Consider the following 14455-nt stretch of genomic DNA (forward strand, 5'->3'; position numbering starts at 1 on the left):
CGCCTCCCAAACGCTTGTTTGAACCATAGGGCGGCGGCGGCGCAGCGGCGTCAAGCGCCCGCTTCGCCACGAAATCGGCCAGGCTGCAGATTCACTGTTGCGAGTCATTATCACTAGCAATACGGTCACGGCGGTCCAAGGAGCCCACCGATGTCCCAGCACGCCCCCCGGCAGGACGATCACGCCCGCCTCTGCGATCTGTCCCAGGGCGAGCACATGCTGCTCTGGGCCTTCCGCGCCGCCGCCTTCGGGGCCGGCGACTGCCATCTGGTCCGCCGCCAGTTCGAGGAGGCCTGCGGGCCGCTGGGCTTGGAGGCGCTGACCGCCCTGTCGGTCTTCGTCCGCGAGCTGGGCGTCTCAGGCCGCCGCAAGATCACCCTGGCCGCCCCCGGCTCCTACCGCCTCACCCGCGACGAACAGTCGGTGCTGGCGCTGTTCGCCGCCGCCCAGGCCGAGGACTATCCGAGGCTGGAGGCGCACCTGGCCTGGCTGCTGGCCGACGCCCCGCGCGCGCCGTTCCCGGCCGCCGCCTGCCTGGTCGCCCAGGCGCTCGCCATGGGCGGCTACGTCCTGCGGCTGCCGACCATCGAGGCGGCGCGAGCGCCCGAGGGCGACGAGGACGGCGACGCCATGCAGAACGTCCTCGCCTTCCGCCGGCGCGCCTCCTGATGGCGGCGCTCGATCACCTGGTCTGGGCCGCGCCCGACCTCGACGGCGCGATCAGGGACATCGAGGCCCGCACCGGCGCCAAGGCCGCGCCGGGCGGGGCGCATCCCGGAAACGGCACCTGCAACGCCGTGCTGGGCCTGGGCGCCCGCAGCTATCTGGAGGTCCTGGCCCCCGATCCGGCCCAGGCGCCGCAGCCCGGACCGGCCGCGGCGCTGAGCGCCCTGCCCGCGCCGACCCTGCACACCTTCGCCGTGGCCACCGACCGGCTCGACCGCGTCGCCGCCAAGCTGGAGCAGGGCGGCCTGCCGCACGCCGGGATCATTCCGATGTCGCGCCGCCTGCCCAGCGGGCGACTGGTGCGCTGGCGGCTGCTGATTCCCGCCGGCCACGCCTACGGCCCGCTCGTGCCGTTCTTCATCGACTGGGGCGACAGTCCGCATCCGGCCGAGAACGCCGGCGAGGCGTGCCGCCTGACCTCGCTGACCCTGTCGCATCCGGAAGCCTGGAGCCTGCGCCCGCTGCTGGAGCGGCTGGACGTCGAGGCGCAGGTGGAGACCGGGCCGCCCGCGATCACCGCCGACCTCGACACCCCCAAGGGCGCCGTGCGGCTGTCGTCACGCGATCACGTCGCCGGCTGACCCGCATCGGTCGCGTCCGCCAGCCAGGCCGGCGACACGTATTTCAGGGCCTCGAGCATGGCCCCGGCGCCTCTGCGGACCTGAGCCCACGACGCCCGCAATCAGAACGCGATGCACGCACGGCCTGATGTCTTCAAACCGCCGGCGCGCGGTGACAGAACATCGTCATCCGAATGCACGCCCCGCAATCAGAAGGAGGGTCAGGTGCAAGTCGATCAATCCAGACTGGAAGCGTTCCAAGGCAAGATGCTCGGCGACATGGGGGCGGCGATCTCCGCGGCCCTGGTGATCCTCGGCGACAAGCTGGGGCTCTACAAGGCGATGGCCGAGGGCGGCCCGACCACCTCGCTCAAGCTCGCCGCGGCGACCGGCACCACCGAACGCTACGTCCGCGAATGGCTCGCCGCCCAGGCGGCCTCCGGATATGTCGAGTACGACCCGGTGAAGGCCGAGTTCTACCTCACCCCCGAACAGGCGATGGTGTTCGCCGACGAGGCCGGACCGGCGTTCATGGCCGGCGGCTTCGAGGTGCTGGCCGCGATGTTCCGCGACGAGCCCAAGGTCACCGCGGTGTTCAAGAGCGGCAAGGGCCTGGGCTGGCACGAGCACGACGTCTGCCTGTTCCGCGGCACCGAGCGGTTCTTCCGGCCCGGCTACAACGCCCATCTGACCACCGAATGGATCCCGGCGCTGGACGGCGTGGAAGGCCGGCTGAAGGCCGGGGCGCGGGTCGCCGACGTCGGCTGCGGGCACGGCGCCTCGACCGTGCTGATGGCCAAGACCTATCCGAACTCGCGGTTCTACGGCTTCGACTATCACGGGCCGTCGATCGAGCGGGCGCGGGAGGCGGCCAGGGAGGCCGGGGTCGAGGACCGGGTGACGTTCGAGGTCGCCAGCGCCAAGGACTTCAACGGCGGCGCCTACGACATGGTCGCCATCTTCGACGCCCTGCACGACATGGGCGATCCGGTCGGGGCGGCCAGGCACATCCGCGAGAGCCTGGCGCCGGACGGGACCTGGCTGCTGGTCGAGCCGTTCGCCAACGACGAGCTGGCCGACAACCTCAACCCGTTCGGGCGGATCTTCTATTCGGCCTCGACGATGATCTGCACCCCGGCCTCGCTGAGCCAGGAGGTGGGCCTTGGCCTGGGCGCCCAGGCCGGCGAGAAGCGGCTGCGGCAGGTGGCCGAGGACGCCGGCTTCACCCACTTCAAGCGCGCCACCGAGACGCCGTTCAACCTGGTGTTCGACGTGCGGCCCTAGCGGGTCAGAAGGGGAAGAAGACCGGGATCGCGATCATCGCCGCGATCCAGGTAACGATGTTCAGCGGCACGCCGACGCGGACGAAGTCCATGTAGCTGTAGCCGCCCATCTGGAAGACCAGGACGTTGGTCTGGTAGCCGAACGGCGTGGCGAAGGCGGCGCTGGCGGCCATCATGACGCCGACCAGGAAGGGGCGCGGGTCGACCCCCAGGCTCTCGGCCAGGGCGACGGCGATCGGCGTCACCAGCACCGCGACCGCCGCGTTGGAGAGGAACTCGGTGGCGACCAGGGTCACCCCGTAGAGGATGATCAGCGCCGCCAGCGGGCCGAACGGCCGGATGAACCCGATCAGGAACTCGCTGCCCGCCGCCGCCAGGCCGGTGACCTCGATCGAGAGGCCGACCACCACCATGCCGGCGATCAGCAGCAGCACGTCGGGGCGCAGGCCGGCATAGGCCTCGTCGGGGCTGATCACCCGCAGCAGGATCAGCGACACCGCTCCGGCGAAGGCGGCGGCGGAGATCGGCGCGACCCCGAACGCCGCGGCCGCGACGACGGCGACGAAGACCGCCAGGGCGGTGAGCGCCTTGCCGAGCTGCAAGGGCCGGTCGGCGGCGGTGAACAGCGCCACGTCGCCCAGCACGGCGTCGCCGGCCCCGCCCTCGTGGCCGCGGGCCTCGCCGAGCGGCACGGGCGAAGCCTTGTCGGCGGCCGCGGCGGGAACCTCGTCCTTGGGCAGCAGGCGGACCCCGAAGACGTAGAGATAGAGCGCCCCGGCCCCGGCCACGCTCAGGCCCACGGGGGTGATCTCGAACAGGCCGAAGCTCGGCTGGCCGGCGTTGCGGGCCATGTCGTTGACCAGCAGGTTGGTCGAGGTGCCGATCAGGGTCAGCAGCCCGCCCATCACCGTCACATAGCTCAGCGGCATCAGGAACCGCTTGGGCGACAGGCCGATGGAGGTCGCGACGTCGCGGATCACCGGCGCGGCCAGCACCACGATCGGGGTGTTGTTGAGGAAGCCCCCGACCGTGCCGCAGAAGCCGATGACCAGCCACAGGCCCCTCTCGCCCAGCCGCGCGCACATCCGCGACGCCTGGCGGATCATCAGGCCCAGCAGGCCCGACAGCTCGATCGCGTAGGCGATCACGAACAGCGAGGCGAGCGCGATGACCGCCGGGCTGGCGAAGGCGCCCTGCACCTCGACCGGGCGGATGACGCCCAGCAGCAGCAGGGCCGCCGCCGCCGACAGCGCCGCGACATCGGACCGGACCCGTCCATGGATCAGAACGCCGACGACGGCGACGAGGACCACGAGCGCGGCGACCTGATCGAAGTTCATCTGGGCGGGGGGACCTTCCGTGACGTTCACGCCAAGGTTCTTGGAACGCGCGAACGCTCACATGCTAGCCTTGGCCTTATGCCTCCCGCAGATGTGAACTCCGCGCGCCGAGGACGGGCGGGCCGCGCCGCCGTTCTCACCCTCTCGGCCCTGCTGCTGGCCTGCGGCCCGAGGGAGCCCGCCCCGCCGGCCCCGCCGCCGAAGATCGAGCCGCCCCCGCCCCAGGCTCCGAAGCTCATCACGCCGCCGCCGCCGGCGGCGAGCCGCGCTGACCTGCTGGCGGCGGCCGCGGCGGCGGCCTCCGCCTATGCCGCGGGGACCGCGCCGCAGGGGAGCGACCCGCTGGCCGGGCGCACCTTCACGATCCGCTCGGCCTTCGGCTGCCTGGGCCCGGCGCGCGAGGGCAGGCCGGCGGCCGGACTGGCGGGCTGGGCGCCGCGCGCCAAGGACGCGGCGGTCGAACTGAGCCTCACCCCCGCCGACTGGAGCGCCTCGCCGCTGTTCGCCCAGGCGATCGAAGCCAGACTCTGGGACGGGGCCGAAGGCTACTGGATCGATCGCCCGTGGCTGGCCGCGGAGACCTGCCCCGCCGGGCCGGCCGAGCCCTCCGAGACGCCCTCGCCGCAGACGGTCGGCCTGGCGGCGGTGTTCGAGCCGCAGGGCTCGCGCTTCGGCCGCCGCAAGGGCCGGGCCTACGGCTTCACGCTGCGCGGGACCGGCGAGGCGCCGCCGGCCCTGCCCGCCAAGGGGTTCCGGCTGGTCCTCGAAGGGCGGTTCGCGACCTTTCCGGACGGGCGGACGATCCAGTGCCGGGCGGACGGGCCCGACCAGCGGCCGCTCTGCGTGGCGGCGGCGACGCTCGACCGGGTGGCGTTCGAGGACGGCGACACCGGCGGCCAGATCAGCGAGTGGCGAAAGGACTGAGGCGGCCCTAGATTTCATCGATCAGACCCAGGCGCCAACGAGGACCCAGATGGCCGACGCCCCCGACCTGCCCGAGGTGACGCGCACCGACAAGCGCTTCGAGATCCGCGTCGGCGAGGACGTCGCCTTCGCCGAGTACCGCCTGCGCGGCGACAGCGTGATCTTCCCGCACACCGTCGTGCCCGAGGCGTTCGCCGGCCAGGGCGTCGGCAAGCGGCTCGTCGAGGCGGGGCTGCAGTTCGCCCGCGAGCAGAAGCTGTGGGTGCGGCCGCATTGCCCGTTCTTCCACGCCTACATCTCCCGGCATCCGGAACTGCACGAGATGGTGCATCCCGACGAGCGGCCCGGCCTGACGGCGAAGGCATGAGCGAGGTCGTCCGCACGCCGCGCCGGTTCGAGATCGCGCTGGACGGCGGCGAGGTCGCCTTCGCCGACTACCAGGTCGTGGGCGACAGCATCGTCTTTCCGCACACGCTCACCCCCAAGGCCTTCGAGGGCCAGGGGCTCGCCTCGCGGCTGGCGCAGGCCGCCCTCGCCTATGCCCGCGGCCAGGGCCTGAAGGTGCGGCCGCGCTGCGCCTTCTTCCGCGCCTACATCGCCAGGCGCCCGGAACTGCACGACCTGGTGCATCCGGACGAGCGGGCGGCGCTGACGGTCTAGGCGGTCACGGTAACGTCACGCCGCCGTTCGGCGAAAGCAGGGTAAGCTGCGCCATCGTCGATCGAGGGGCTTCCCGGCATTCGACGACTGGAAGTCATGGGCTTGACCGCCCGCATGCTCCCGCCAAATCGGAAGGGGAGTGCGTTGTGCCGCTCTATACGATCTATCCCACCAAACCGAACGGCGTGGCCGCGACCTTCGAGGCGCTGAGCTGCCCCACCGACAGCATCGCCGTCGCCGAGGCCCTGCTGCTGCTCGGCCAACACGCCAGCGCATCGCACGTGGTCGTCTGGCAGGGCCTGCGCCGGGTCGTGACCTGCGAGCGGGTCCCCGAGCCCGACCCGCGCCTGGCCTAGGAAACGGCGCTCACCCGAGCGATCCGTGCGCGATGCCGCCGAAGCGCCGCGCCCAGCATGCCGAACCCCAGGATCAGCCCCACCCAGGTCGCCGGCTCGGGAATCGGCGCCAGCCGCGTGACGGTGAAGCTGTAGTCGAACGGCCGTCCCAACTCCCCGTCGCGCACGAACACGCCGAAGAACGGATTGTCCGCCTTCACCTCTTCGTAGAGCGGGGCTCCGATCGGAATCCCATAGACCTCGTAGACGGGACCGGCGTCGAAGAAGGTGATCTTCGTTTCGGGGACGAGGAAGGTCCAGGAGAACGCCAGCCCCGTCCCGCTGGCGGCGCCCTCGATCGGCGAGCTGTTGCCCTCGATGAACTCGCTGTGCGGGCGCGGCGGCGGGGCCAGGAAGATGTCCCAGTGCTCGTCATACGAGGCCAGGAACTCGAAGGTCACCGGGATCGAACTGGTCGCCTCGAACCGATAGTTCCCCCCGCCGGGCAGGCCGACGCCGAAGAGGTCGAGAACGTTCGTGTTCCCCGATTGCTGGAACACGACGACGCCGGCGTTCGCCACGCTCCCCACGCCCAGCGACAATGCGAACGCCGTGCTCGCGATGACATGCTTCATGGCCCTTCCTCCCGTACCGGCCAACGGGCGCAAAGGCGACCACGCCCGCAGCGACGCTACGCCTCGCCCGACGGCGGGCTCAAGCCCTGACGGCTCGACCTGGTATTAACCCTTAGTCCGACCTGAGGGCGGATGCGGCGCCGGGGCGGATCTCGTTTTTTCCTCCCCCATTCATGGCGGAGGAAGGAGGCGCCCCCCCGCTGGGCGCCTCTACGCCGCCAGACCCTGCATCTTCGCCGCGACCCTGCGCACCCGCTCGGGCCCGCCCAGCAGTTGGCGGTTCAGGCCGATGCGCTTGAACCAGTAGTGCAGGCCCAGCAGGTCGGTGATGCCCATGCCGCCATGCACCTCGGTCGCGGTGCGGGCGATGAAGCGGCCGACCTCGGAGGTGTGGGCCTTGGCGTGGGCGGCGGTCAGCCCCGCCTCGGCCGGGGCGTCGTCGAAGGCGTAGGCGGCGTACCAGACCAGGGCGCGGCAGGGCTCCAGCTCGGCGGCCATCTCGGCGCACATGTGCTTGACCGCCTGGAACGAGCCGATGACCCGGCCGAACTGCCGGCGCTCCTTGGCGTAGGCGACCGCCTTCTCGATCATCACCTCGGCCGCGCCCAGGGTGTCGGCGGCCAGCAGCGTCCAGGCCGCATCGCGCACGGCGTCGAGCGTGCCGGGGGCCAGCGGCTCGGCCGGGACGCCCTCGAAGGCCAGTTCGCCCAGCCGCCGGGTCAGGTCGATGCTCGTGACCACCGCGCGGCGCAGGCCGGGCGCGTCGCCGGCGACCAGGTGCAGGCCGCCGGCCGTGTCGGCGACCACGAGGAGATCGGCGCTCATCGCATCGGTGACGAACAGCGCCCCGCCGCTCAGCCTGCCGCCGGCAGCGGTCACGCCCATGCCGTCGCGCGCGCCGGCGACCGCCTCGGCGAGCGCCAGCCCGACCACCACGTCGCCGGCCGCGATCTTCGGCAGCCAGCGCGCCTGCTGCTCGGGGGTTCCGCCGCGGGTCAGGGCGATCGAGGCCGCCACCGCGCCCAGGAACGGCGCCGGCGCCACGGCCCGGCCCAGCGCCTCGGCGGCCAGGGCCGCGTCCAGCAGTCCCAGGCCCAGCCCGCCATGCTCCTCGGGGATGACGACGCCCGGCAGGCCGAAGTCGGCCAGCGCGGCCCAGATGTCGGCGCCGGCGTCGTCGCGGTCGGCGGCGAACCTGCGCACCCGGTCGAGGCCGGCGGCGGCCTCCAGGGTCCTGGCCAGGCTCTCCTGCATCAGCCTCTGGTCGGCGGTGATCGAGAAATCCATGTCAGGCGCTCGCGAGCTTGGGTTCGCGCGGCATGCCAAGGCCGCGTTCGGCGATGATGTTCTTCTGGATCTGGGCGGTGCCGCCGCCGATGATCAGGCCCAGGTCGAACATGTAGTTCCACTGCCAGGAGCCCTTGGCCCGCAGGTGCGGCCCGTCCTCGTAGAGCACGCCCAGCTCGCCCAGGGCGTCGATGGCCAGGGCGGCGATCTGGTGGTTCAGCTCGCAGCCCTGCAGCTTGACCACCAGCCCGGCCATGCCGCTGGGCTCGCCGGCCATCGAGGCGGTGACGTTGCGCAGGCCGTTGAACTTCATGGTCAGCACCCGGGCCTGGAGCTGCATCAGCCGGTCGCAGAACACCGGGTCGTCGATCAGCCGGCAGCCGTCGACGCTTTCGGTCTTCATCAGCTCGATCAGGTTGTGCAGCCGCGCCTCGGTGGCGTTGGGATCGCCCAGCATGCCGCGCTCGTGCTTGAGCGTGGCGTTGGCGACGAACCAGCCCCGGCCCCGGCCGCCGACCACCGCGCTCTTGGGCACGCGGACGTCGGTGAAGAACACCTCGTTGAACTCGGCCGAGCCGGTCATGGTCTTCAGCGGCCGCACCTCGATCCCCGGCGTCGTCATCGGGAACAGGATGTAGGAGATGCCGTCGTGCTTGGGCGCGTCCGGCTCGGTGCGCACCAGGCAGAAGATCATGTCGGCCTGCGCCGCGGTGCTCGTCCAGATCTTCGAGCCCGAGATCACGAAGTCGTCGCCGTCCTCCACCGCCCGGGTCTGCAGCGAGGCGAGATCGGAGCCGGCGCCCGGCTCCGAATAGCCCTGGCACCAGACCACCTCGCCGCGCAGGGTCGGGCCGATCCACCGCGTCTTCTGCTCTTCGGAGCCGACCTCCAGCAGGGTCGGGACCAGCATCGAGATGCCTTGGTTGGCGAAGCCGCGCGGCGCGCCGGCGCGGGTGAACTCCTCGGCGATGATCCGGGTCTTGAGCACGTCGGGCGCGGCGCCATAGCCGCCATATTCCTTGGGGATGGTGCGGGCGGCGTAGCCGTTCTCGATCAGCAGCCGCTGCCATTCCAGGGCCGCCTCGCGCGGGCGCGCCGCCTCGCCGGCATAGCGGTCGTGGTGCTTGGCCAGGAAGGCGCGAACCTCGTCGCGGAAGGCTTCCATCTCGGGGGTGAATCTCAGGTCCATCGGCGTCCTCCCAGGGCGTCGTCGCCCTTAGGCGAGCACCCCGACCGCGCCCTCGCAAGTATGACCCGACGGAAGCCGAGGCGCGCCCGCCGCCTCACGAAACCTCAAATTGAACTTCAGTCCAAGATGAAACAGGCGTCACTATATTACCTAGAACTGTAGTTTCCGCCAGGCCCACATCCAAGGGTTACAGCCCCGCCAGGCCAGCGCCGCCCCCTGTGGCGGCTTGTCGCACCCGATCGCACAAGTCCCCGCAAATGCATGGGAAACGGCGCCGACCTCCCCGCCGCAGTAACCATTTCTTCAGCCGAAACCACCTAGCGATGGGGCACGTGACGTAGGGGGCTGCGCGTCATCGCGCCCGAACTTACAAAGTATTGGTAGGAGATTAGTGCGCGTCTGCAGGCGTTGGCCTTTCGTATACTCAAGAACATCGTTTTTCGAATGCGGGGCGCGCAAGCCTATCCTGCATGTTCTTGTTATCGGTACGGAAGAATAACCCTGGGCGCGCGCGCATCGCATCGCGCAATCGGCGCTGCGGTCTGAACCTGGGGACGGCCTGTGTCTTTCGACAATCTGAAAATCTCCCGCAAGCTGGCCCTGGGCTTCGCTGCGGTCGTGCTCACCATGGCGGGCATGGGCGGCGCCATGCTGGTCAACCTGCGCACGCTCGATCACGCGCGCCTGGAGATCAAGGAAAGCCGCGAGGTGCTCACCGCCCTCGACGAGGCCAAGTTCTTCATGACCCGTCAGGAGAACAGCTATCGCGGCTATCTGCTGTCGAAGAACGACTACTATGTCGAGCGGGTGAACAAGCACCGCGCCAACTTCAAGAAGCGCCTGGACGCCGCCCGCGCCGGCCTGACCGACACGCCCGAGCTGGCGGCCAAGATCGACACCGCCACGGCCGCCGCCGACAAGTGGTACGCCGAGATCTTCGAGGCCGGGGTGAAGCTGGCCTCCGACCCCGCGACCCTCGACCAGGCCATCGCCATGGTCGGCCCGGACGGCGCCGCCGACTCCGTGATCGCCCCGGCCGAAGACGCGATGGACGCAGTGCAGGCGGCGATGACCGAGGAAATGACCCGGCTGCAGGTCCAGCAGATCAAGGCCTCGAACACCGCGACCGCCAGCCTGGCGATCGGCCTGACGCTGGCGGTGCTGATCGCCGTCGGCCTGGGCTGGCTGCTGAGCAAGATGATCGCCGCGCCGGTGACCGCGATGACCGCCGCCATGCGCCGCCTGGCCCAGGGCGATTTCACCGCCGCCGTCCCGGCCATGGGCCGCAAGGACGAGGTCGGCGAGATGGCTCAGGCCGTCGCCGTCTTCAAGGAAGCCGGGATCGAGAAGCTGCGCCTGGAAGGCCAGACCGCCGAGCAGCGCGCCGCCGCCGAGGCCGAGCGCCGCGCCCGGGAAGAGGAAAAGGCCCGCAAGGCCGAAGAGGACGCCGTCGCCATCGGCGCCCTGGCCGAAGCGCTGGGCAAGCTGGCCAGCGGCGACCTGACCCATCGGATCACCGCCCCGTTCGCGCCGGACGCCGCCCAGCTCAAGACCGACTTCAACGCCGCCATGGGCCAGTTGCAGGACGCGATGAGCGTGGTCATCGCCAACGTCCAGGGCATCAAGAGCGGCGCGGGCGAAATCAGCATCGCCGCCGACGACCTGTCGCGCCGCACCGAGCAACAGGCCGCCAGCCTGGAAGAGACCGCCGCGGCCCTCGACGAGATCACCGCCACGGTCAACAGGACCGCCGGCGGCGCCAAGACCTGCAGCGACGTGGTGCTGGGCGCGCGCGGCGACGCGCAGAAGAGCGGCGAAGTGGTGCGGCAAGCCGTCGCGGCCATGAGTGAAATCGAACAATCGGCGCAACAGATCAGCCAGATCATCGGGGTGATCGACGAGATCGCCTTCCAGACCAACCTGCTGGCGCTGAACGCCGGGGTCGAGGCCGCCCGGGCCGGCGACGCCGGCAAGGGCTTCGCGGTCGTCGCCTCGGAAGTGCGGGCGCTCGCCCAGCGCTCGGCCGAAGCGGCCAAGGAAATCAAGGCCTTGATCTCCGCCTCCAGCCAGCAGGTCGGCCAGGGCGTGCACCTGGTCGGCGAGACCGGCGAGGCGCTGCAGCGGATCGTCAGCCGCGTGGCCGAGATCGACAGCCTGGTTTCGGAGATCGCCGCCAGCGCCCAGGAGCAGGCCGTCGGCCTGCAACAAGTCAACACCGCCGTTAACCAAATGGATCAGGTCACGCAGCAGAATGCGGCCATGGTCGAAGAATCGACGGCGGCGAGCCACGCCCTGGCGGGCGAAGCCGAGACCCTCGCGGGCTCCGTCGCACGGTTCAAGATCGGCCAGGCGCAGGCCGCCCCGACCGGACGTCGTCCGGTCGCCGCAGCCCCGCAGATGAAACGATCGAGCCGTGACGGCTCGGCGCTCCGCAGGCCGGAGCCCGAGGCGGACGGTTGGGAAGAATTCTAAAGCGCCGCCAAAGCGCGGCGACCTGGGGGAGTTAAGATGACGGAGCCAGCGGCGCCCGCCGTAGTCAGCTTGCAGCCGATCCTGGACCTGCAGGCCGCCGAGCCCCTGCGGGCCGAACTGATGGCCCTGCGGGGCCGTCCCCTGACCCTGGACGCATCGCAGGTGACCCGCCTGGGCGGCCTGTGTCTGCAAGTTCTTATGTCGGCGCGGAAAATCTGGGCCGAGGACGGCCACAGCTTAACTGTGGATCAACCGTCTTCGGGCTTTTCAGAACAACTAGCCGCGTTCGGCGAGCCCGAGCTGCAATTCGAGTCCTAGGGGGATCCTCGTGAGCAAGACCGTCCTGACGATCGACGACAGCCGCACCATGCGGGAAATGCTGAACCACGCCCTGGTTCAGGCCGGATACACCGTGATCCAGGCCGTGGACGGGGTGGAAGGACTGGAAGTCCTGCAGGCCAACGGCGCCGACGTCGTCATCACCGACATCAACATGCCGCGCCTGGACGGCTTTGGCGTGATCGAGGGCGTGCGCGCCAATCCCGATCACCGCGCCACGCCGATCCTGGTCCTGACCACCGAAAGCGACGCGGCCAAGAAGGAGCGGGCCCGCGCGGCCGGCGCCACCGGCTGGATCGTAAAGCCGTTCAATCCCGTGAAGCTGGTCGAAGCCGTCCGCCGCGTCGCCGCCTAAACCTTTTCCACCCAACCGGAGCGTTCCGTTGGATCCGTTCGAGAGCATCAAGCAGACCTTCTTCCAGGAGTGCGACGAGCTCCTGACCGACGCCGAGCAGGGTCTGCTGGCGATGGAGGCGGGCGACGCCGACAGCGAGACGATCAATGCGGTGTTCCGGGCGGTCCACTCCGTCAAGGGCGGCGCCGGCGCCTTCGGTCTCGAAGACCTGATCCGCTTCGCCCACGTCTTCGAGACGGTGATGGACGAGCTGCGCTCGGGGAAGATGGAGCTGACCGACGAGGTCGCCAAGACCCTGCTGCGCGCCTTCGACGTGCTGGCCGACCATGTGGCCGCCGCGCGCGACGGGACGATGGTGGACGAGGCCCGCTCGGCGGGCATCCTCTCCGAACTGAAGGCGCTGATCGGCGACGAGGGCCTGGACGACGGCGACCTGGGCGAGGACGAGGACTTCGGCTTCGTGCCGATGGCCGTCTCCATCGACGACGACTCCGCTCCCGCCGGCGACCTCGGCCTCGACCTGCCGCCGCCGGTGGCGCTCGAGCCCGAGCCGGCCGCCGCCAGCGGCGGGGCCTGGATCATCGCCTTCGCGCCGAAGACCGAGATGTACGCCAAGGCCAACGAAGCTGGCCTGGTGCTGCGCGAACTGGCCCGGCTCGGCGAGACGGAGGTCACGCTCGACGACAGCGACCTGCCGCCGCTGGACCAGATCGCCGCCGAAAGCGCCTATCTGCGCTGGACCGTCCGCCTGACCACCGAGGCGGACGAAGCCTCGATCCGTGAAGTGTTCGAGTTCGTCGAGGACGACTGCGTCCTTTCGATCAGCCGCGAAGGCGGCGACGAGCCTGCGCCCAAGGCCGACGTGCCGATGAGCGACGACGACCTGGCCAAGGCCAGCGCCGACGCCCCGCTGGACCTGGCCGCCCTGCTGGCCCGCGTGTCCGGCGACGCGCCGGCCGCCGAGGCGGCTCCCGAGCCGGCGCCCGAACCGGCCGGCGAGATGGACGTCGCCGCCCTGATCGCCCGCGCCCAGGCCGAAACCGTCGCGCCGCCGGCCGCCCCGCCTGCGCCCGTCGCCGCGGCCGCTGCGCCTGCGCCCGCCGCCAAGGCGGCCAACGCGCCGGCGTCGCAGGCCGCCGCGCCGCAAGCCACCATCCGGGTCGACCTCGACCGCGTCGACCGCCTGATCAACGCCGTCGGCGAGCTGGTCATCCAGCAGGCCATGCTGTCCCAGCGCGTGCTGGAAAGCGGCCTGGCCCGTTCCTCGAACGTGGTGCTGGGCCTGGAAGACCTCGAGCTGCTGACGCGCGAGATCCAGGACAGCGTCATGGCCATCCGCGCCCAGCCGGTGAAGAGCGTGTTCCAGCGCATGCCGCGCCTGGTCCGCGAAGTCGCCGACATGGTCGGCAAGCGCGTGCGCCTGGTCATGGAGGGCGAAGGCACCGAGGTCGACAAGACCGTCATCGAGCGCCTGACCGACCCGATCACCCACATGCTGCGCAACGCCATCGACCACGGGCTGGAGACGCCCGAGGGCCGGGCCGAGGCCGGCAAGCCGGCCGAAGGCGTCGTGCGCCTGCGCGCCCTGCACCGCGGCGGCCGCATCGTCATCGAGATCCAGGACGACGGCCGCGGCATCAACCGCCAGCGCGTGCGCGGCATCGCCGTGGAAAAGGGCCTGATCGCCGAGGACGCGGTGCTGTCGGACGAAGAGACCGACAACCTGATCTTCCTGCCCGGCTTCTCGACCGCCGAGACCATCTCCGACATTTCCGGCCGCGGCGTCGGCATGGACGTGGTCCGCCGCTCGATCCAGGGCCTGGGCGGCCGCATCTCGATCTCGTCCGAGCCCGGCAAGGGCTCGAAGTTCACCATGTCGCTGCCGCTGACCCTGGCGGTGCTGGACGGCATGGTGGTGACCGCCGCCGAACAGACCCTGGTCGCGCCGCTGTCGACGATCATCGAAAGCCTGACCCCGCGTCCCGAGGACGTGCACTATGTCGGCGGCAAGGACGCGGTGATCCGCATCCGCGAGACCTTCGTGCCGCTGATCGACGTCGGCGTCTCGCTGGGCTTCCGCGACACCCCGACCGAGCCGTCGCAAGGCGTGGCGGTGCTGGTCGAGAGCGAGGGCGGCGGCAAGGCGGCCCTGCTGGTCGAAGCCATCCAGGGCCAGCGCCAGGTGGTGATCAAGAGCCTGGAAGCCAACTACCAGCAGATCGAAGGCATCGCGGCGGCCACCATCCTGGGCGACGGCCGCGTCGCCCTGATCCTCGACGTCGACGCCCTTGTGACCACTCAGCACCGGCGCAAGCCGGCGCCGCGTAGCGAAAAGCGAATGGCCGTATGA

Annotated in this window: 15 protein-coding genes; 11 read left to right on the forward strand and 4 right to left on the reverse strand. The window is 70.7% G+C overall.

The features are described 5' to 3' along the window. Positions 1-150 precede the first annotated feature (150 nt). From RTL41_RS01315 to RTL41_RS01325, 3 genes are all read left to right on the forward strand, one after another. Entirely contained in the window at positions 151-669 is a 519-nt protein-coding gene (locus RTL41_RS01315) for a hypothetical protein (protein ID WP_312160545.1), read from the forward strand. After that, positions 669-1307: a VOC family protein gene (locus RTL41_RS01320; protein WP_312160547.1), complete on the forward strand. Its 639-nt coding sequence runs from the start codon at positions 669-671 to the stop codon at positions 1305-1307. Before RTL41_RS01315 ends, RTL41_RS01320 begins: the two co-directional genes overlap by 1 nt. Before the next feature lie 204 nt (positions 1308-1511). Then, the gene (locus RTL41_RS01325; protein ID WP_312160549.1) at positions 1512-2570 is read left to right on the forward strand and encodes a methyltransferase domain-containing protein; all 1059 of its coding nucleotides are present in this window, start codon (positions 1512-1514) and stop codon (positions 2568-2570) included. A gap of 4 nt (positions 2571-2574) precedes the next feature. On the opposite strand, the gene RTL41_RS01330 is transcribed toward RTL41_RS01325, so the two are convergent. Next, on the reverse strand, positions 2575-3909 hold the full coding sequence (locus RTL41_RS01330; RefSeq protein WP_409418299.1) for an SLC13 family permease: 1335 nt from the start codon (positions 3907-3909) through the stop codon (positions 2575-2577). A 93-nt stretch (positions 3910-4002) separates the two neighbouring features. Between RTL41_RS01330 and RTL41_RS01335 the strand changes: the two genes are divergently transcribed. The 4 genes from RTL41_RS01335 to RTL41_RS01350 all read left to right on the forward strand — a co-directional run bounded on the left by RTL41_RS01335 (position 4003) and on the right by RTL41_RS01350 (position 5849). Further along, on the forward strand, positions 4003-4833 hold the full coding sequence (locus RTL41_RS01335) for a hypothetical protein (RefSeq protein ID WP_312160552.1): 831 nt from the start codon (positions 4003-4005) through the stop codon (positions 4831-4833). 49 nt (positions 4834-4882) lie between these two features. Further along, positions 4883-5200, forward strand: a complete 318-nt coding sequence (locus RTL41_RS01340) for a GNAT family N-acetyltransferase (RefSeq protein WP_312160555.1) — start codon at positions 4883-4885, stop codon at positions 5198-5200. Then, entirely contained in the window at positions 5197-5493 is a 297-nt protein-coding gene (locus tag RTL41_RS01345) for a GNAT family N-acetyltransferase (RefSeq protein ID WP_312160558.1), read from the forward strand. Before RTL41_RS01340 ends, RTL41_RS01345 begins: the two co-directional genes overlap by 4 nt. Before the next feature lie 146 nt (positions 5494-5639). Continuing rightward, complete coding sequence (locus RTL41_RS01350; protein ID WP_312160560.1) at positions 5640-5849, forward strand: hypothetical protein; 210 nt, start codon at positions 5640-5642, stop codon at positions 5847-5849. On the opposite strand, the gene RTL41_RS01355 is transcribed toward RTL41_RS01350, so the two are convergent. The 3 genes from RTL41_RS01355 to RTL41_RS01365 all read right to left on the reverse strand — a co-directional run bounded on the left by RTL41_RS01355 (position 5846) and on the right by RTL41_RS01365 (position 8939). Further along, a complete protein-coding gene (locus RTL41_RS01355; RefSeq protein ID WP_312160563.1) occupies positions 5846-6463 on the reverse strand; it encodes a PEPxxWA-CTERM sorting domain-containing protein in 618 nt (205 codons plus the stop codon). The two genes, RTL41_RS01350 and RTL41_RS01355, sit on opposite strands and share 4 nt — an antisense overlap. Positions 6464-6673: 210 nt before the next feature. After that, positions 6674-7750: an acyl-CoA dehydrogenase family protein gene (locus RTL41_RS01360; RefSeq protein ID WP_312160565.1), complete on the reverse strand. Its 1077-nt coding sequence runs from the start codon at positions 7748-7750 to the stop codon at positions 6674-6676. Position 7751: 1 nt separating this feature from the next. Continuing rightward, a complete protein-coding gene (locus tag RTL41_RS01365) occupies positions 7752-8939 on the reverse strand; it encodes an acyl-CoA dehydrogenase family protein (protein ID WP_312160566.1) in 1188 nt (395 codons plus the stop codon). A gap of 561 nt (positions 8940-9500) precedes the next feature. On the opposite strand from RTL41_RS01365, the gene RTL41_RS01370 reads away from it, so the two are divergent. From RTL41_RS01370 to RTL41_RS01385, 4 genes are read left to right on the forward strand one after another with little or no spacing between them, the layout of a single operon-like run. Beyond that, positions 9501-11411, forward strand: a complete 1911-nt coding sequence (locus RTL41_RS01370; protein WP_312160568.1) for a methyl-accepting chemotaxis protein — start codon at positions 9501-9503, stop codon at positions 11409-11411. Positions 11412-11447: 36 nt separating this feature from the next. After that, entirely contained in the window at positions 11448-11729 is a 282-nt protein-coding gene (locus tag RTL41_RS01375) for an STAS domain-containing protein (protein WP_312160570.1), read from the forward strand. Between the two features lie 10 nt (positions 11730-11739). Next, positions 11740-12105, forward strand: coding sequence for a response regulator (locus tag RTL41_RS01380; RefSeq protein WP_056017186.1), 366 nt, complete (start codon positions 11740-11742; stop codon positions 12103-12105). 28 nt (positions 12106-12133) lie between these two features. Continuing rightward, positions 12134-14455: a chemotaxis protein CheA gene (locus RTL41_RS01385; protein ID WP_312160577.1), complete on the forward strand. Its 2322-nt coding sequence runs from the start codon at positions 12134-12136 to the stop codon at positions 14453-14455.

It is taken from the genome of Phenylobacterium sp. (genome assembly GCF_031984885.1).
In the GTDB taxonomy this organism is placed as follows: domain Bacteria; phylum Pseudomonadota; class Alphaproteobacteria; order Caulobacterales; family Caulobacteraceae; genus Phenylobacterium.

What these genes read in the sequence shown, in the direction of transcription:
- RTL41_RS01365 (WP_312160566.1), bottom strand. Translation starts at nt 8,939, where the DNA reads ATGGACCTGAGATTCACCCCCGAGATGGAAGCCTTCCGCGACGAGGTT.
- RTL41_RS01375 (WP_312160570.1), top strand. Translation starts at nt 11,448, where the DNA reads ATGACGGAGCCAGCGGCGCCCGCCGTAGTCAGCTTGCAGCCGATCCTG.
- RTL41_RS01315 (WP_312160545.1), top strand. Translation starts at nt 151, where the DNA reads ATGTCCCAGCACGCCCCCCGGCAGGACGATCACGCCCGCCTCTGCGAT.
- RTL41_RS01360 (WP_312160565.1), bottom strand. Translation starts at nt 7,750, where the DNA reads ATGGATTTCTCGATCACCGCCGACCAGAGGCTGATGCAGGAGAGCCTG.
- RTL41_RS01340 (WP_312160555.1), top strand. Translation starts at nt 4,883, where the DNA reads ATGGCCGACGCCCCCGACCTGCCCGAGGTGACGCGCACCGACAAGCGC.
- RTL41_RS01345 (WP_312160558.1), top strand. Translation starts at nt 5,197, where the DNA reads ATGAGCGAGGTCGTCCGCACGCCGCGCCGGTTCGAGATCGCGCTGGAC.
- RTL41_RS01320 (WP_312160547.1), top strand. Translation starts at nt 669, where the DNA reads ATGGCGGCGCTCGATCACCTGGTCTGGGCCGCGCCCGACCTCGACGGC.
- RTL41_RS01355 (WP_312160563.1), bottom strand. Translation starts at nt 6,463, where the DNA reads ATGAAGCATGTCATCGCGAGCACGGCGTTCGCATTGTCGCTGGGCGTG.
- RTL41_RS01330 (WP_409418299.1), bottom strand. Translation starts at nt 3,909, where the DNA reads ATGAACTTCGATCAGGTCGCCGCGCTCGTGGTCCTCGTCGCCGTCGTC.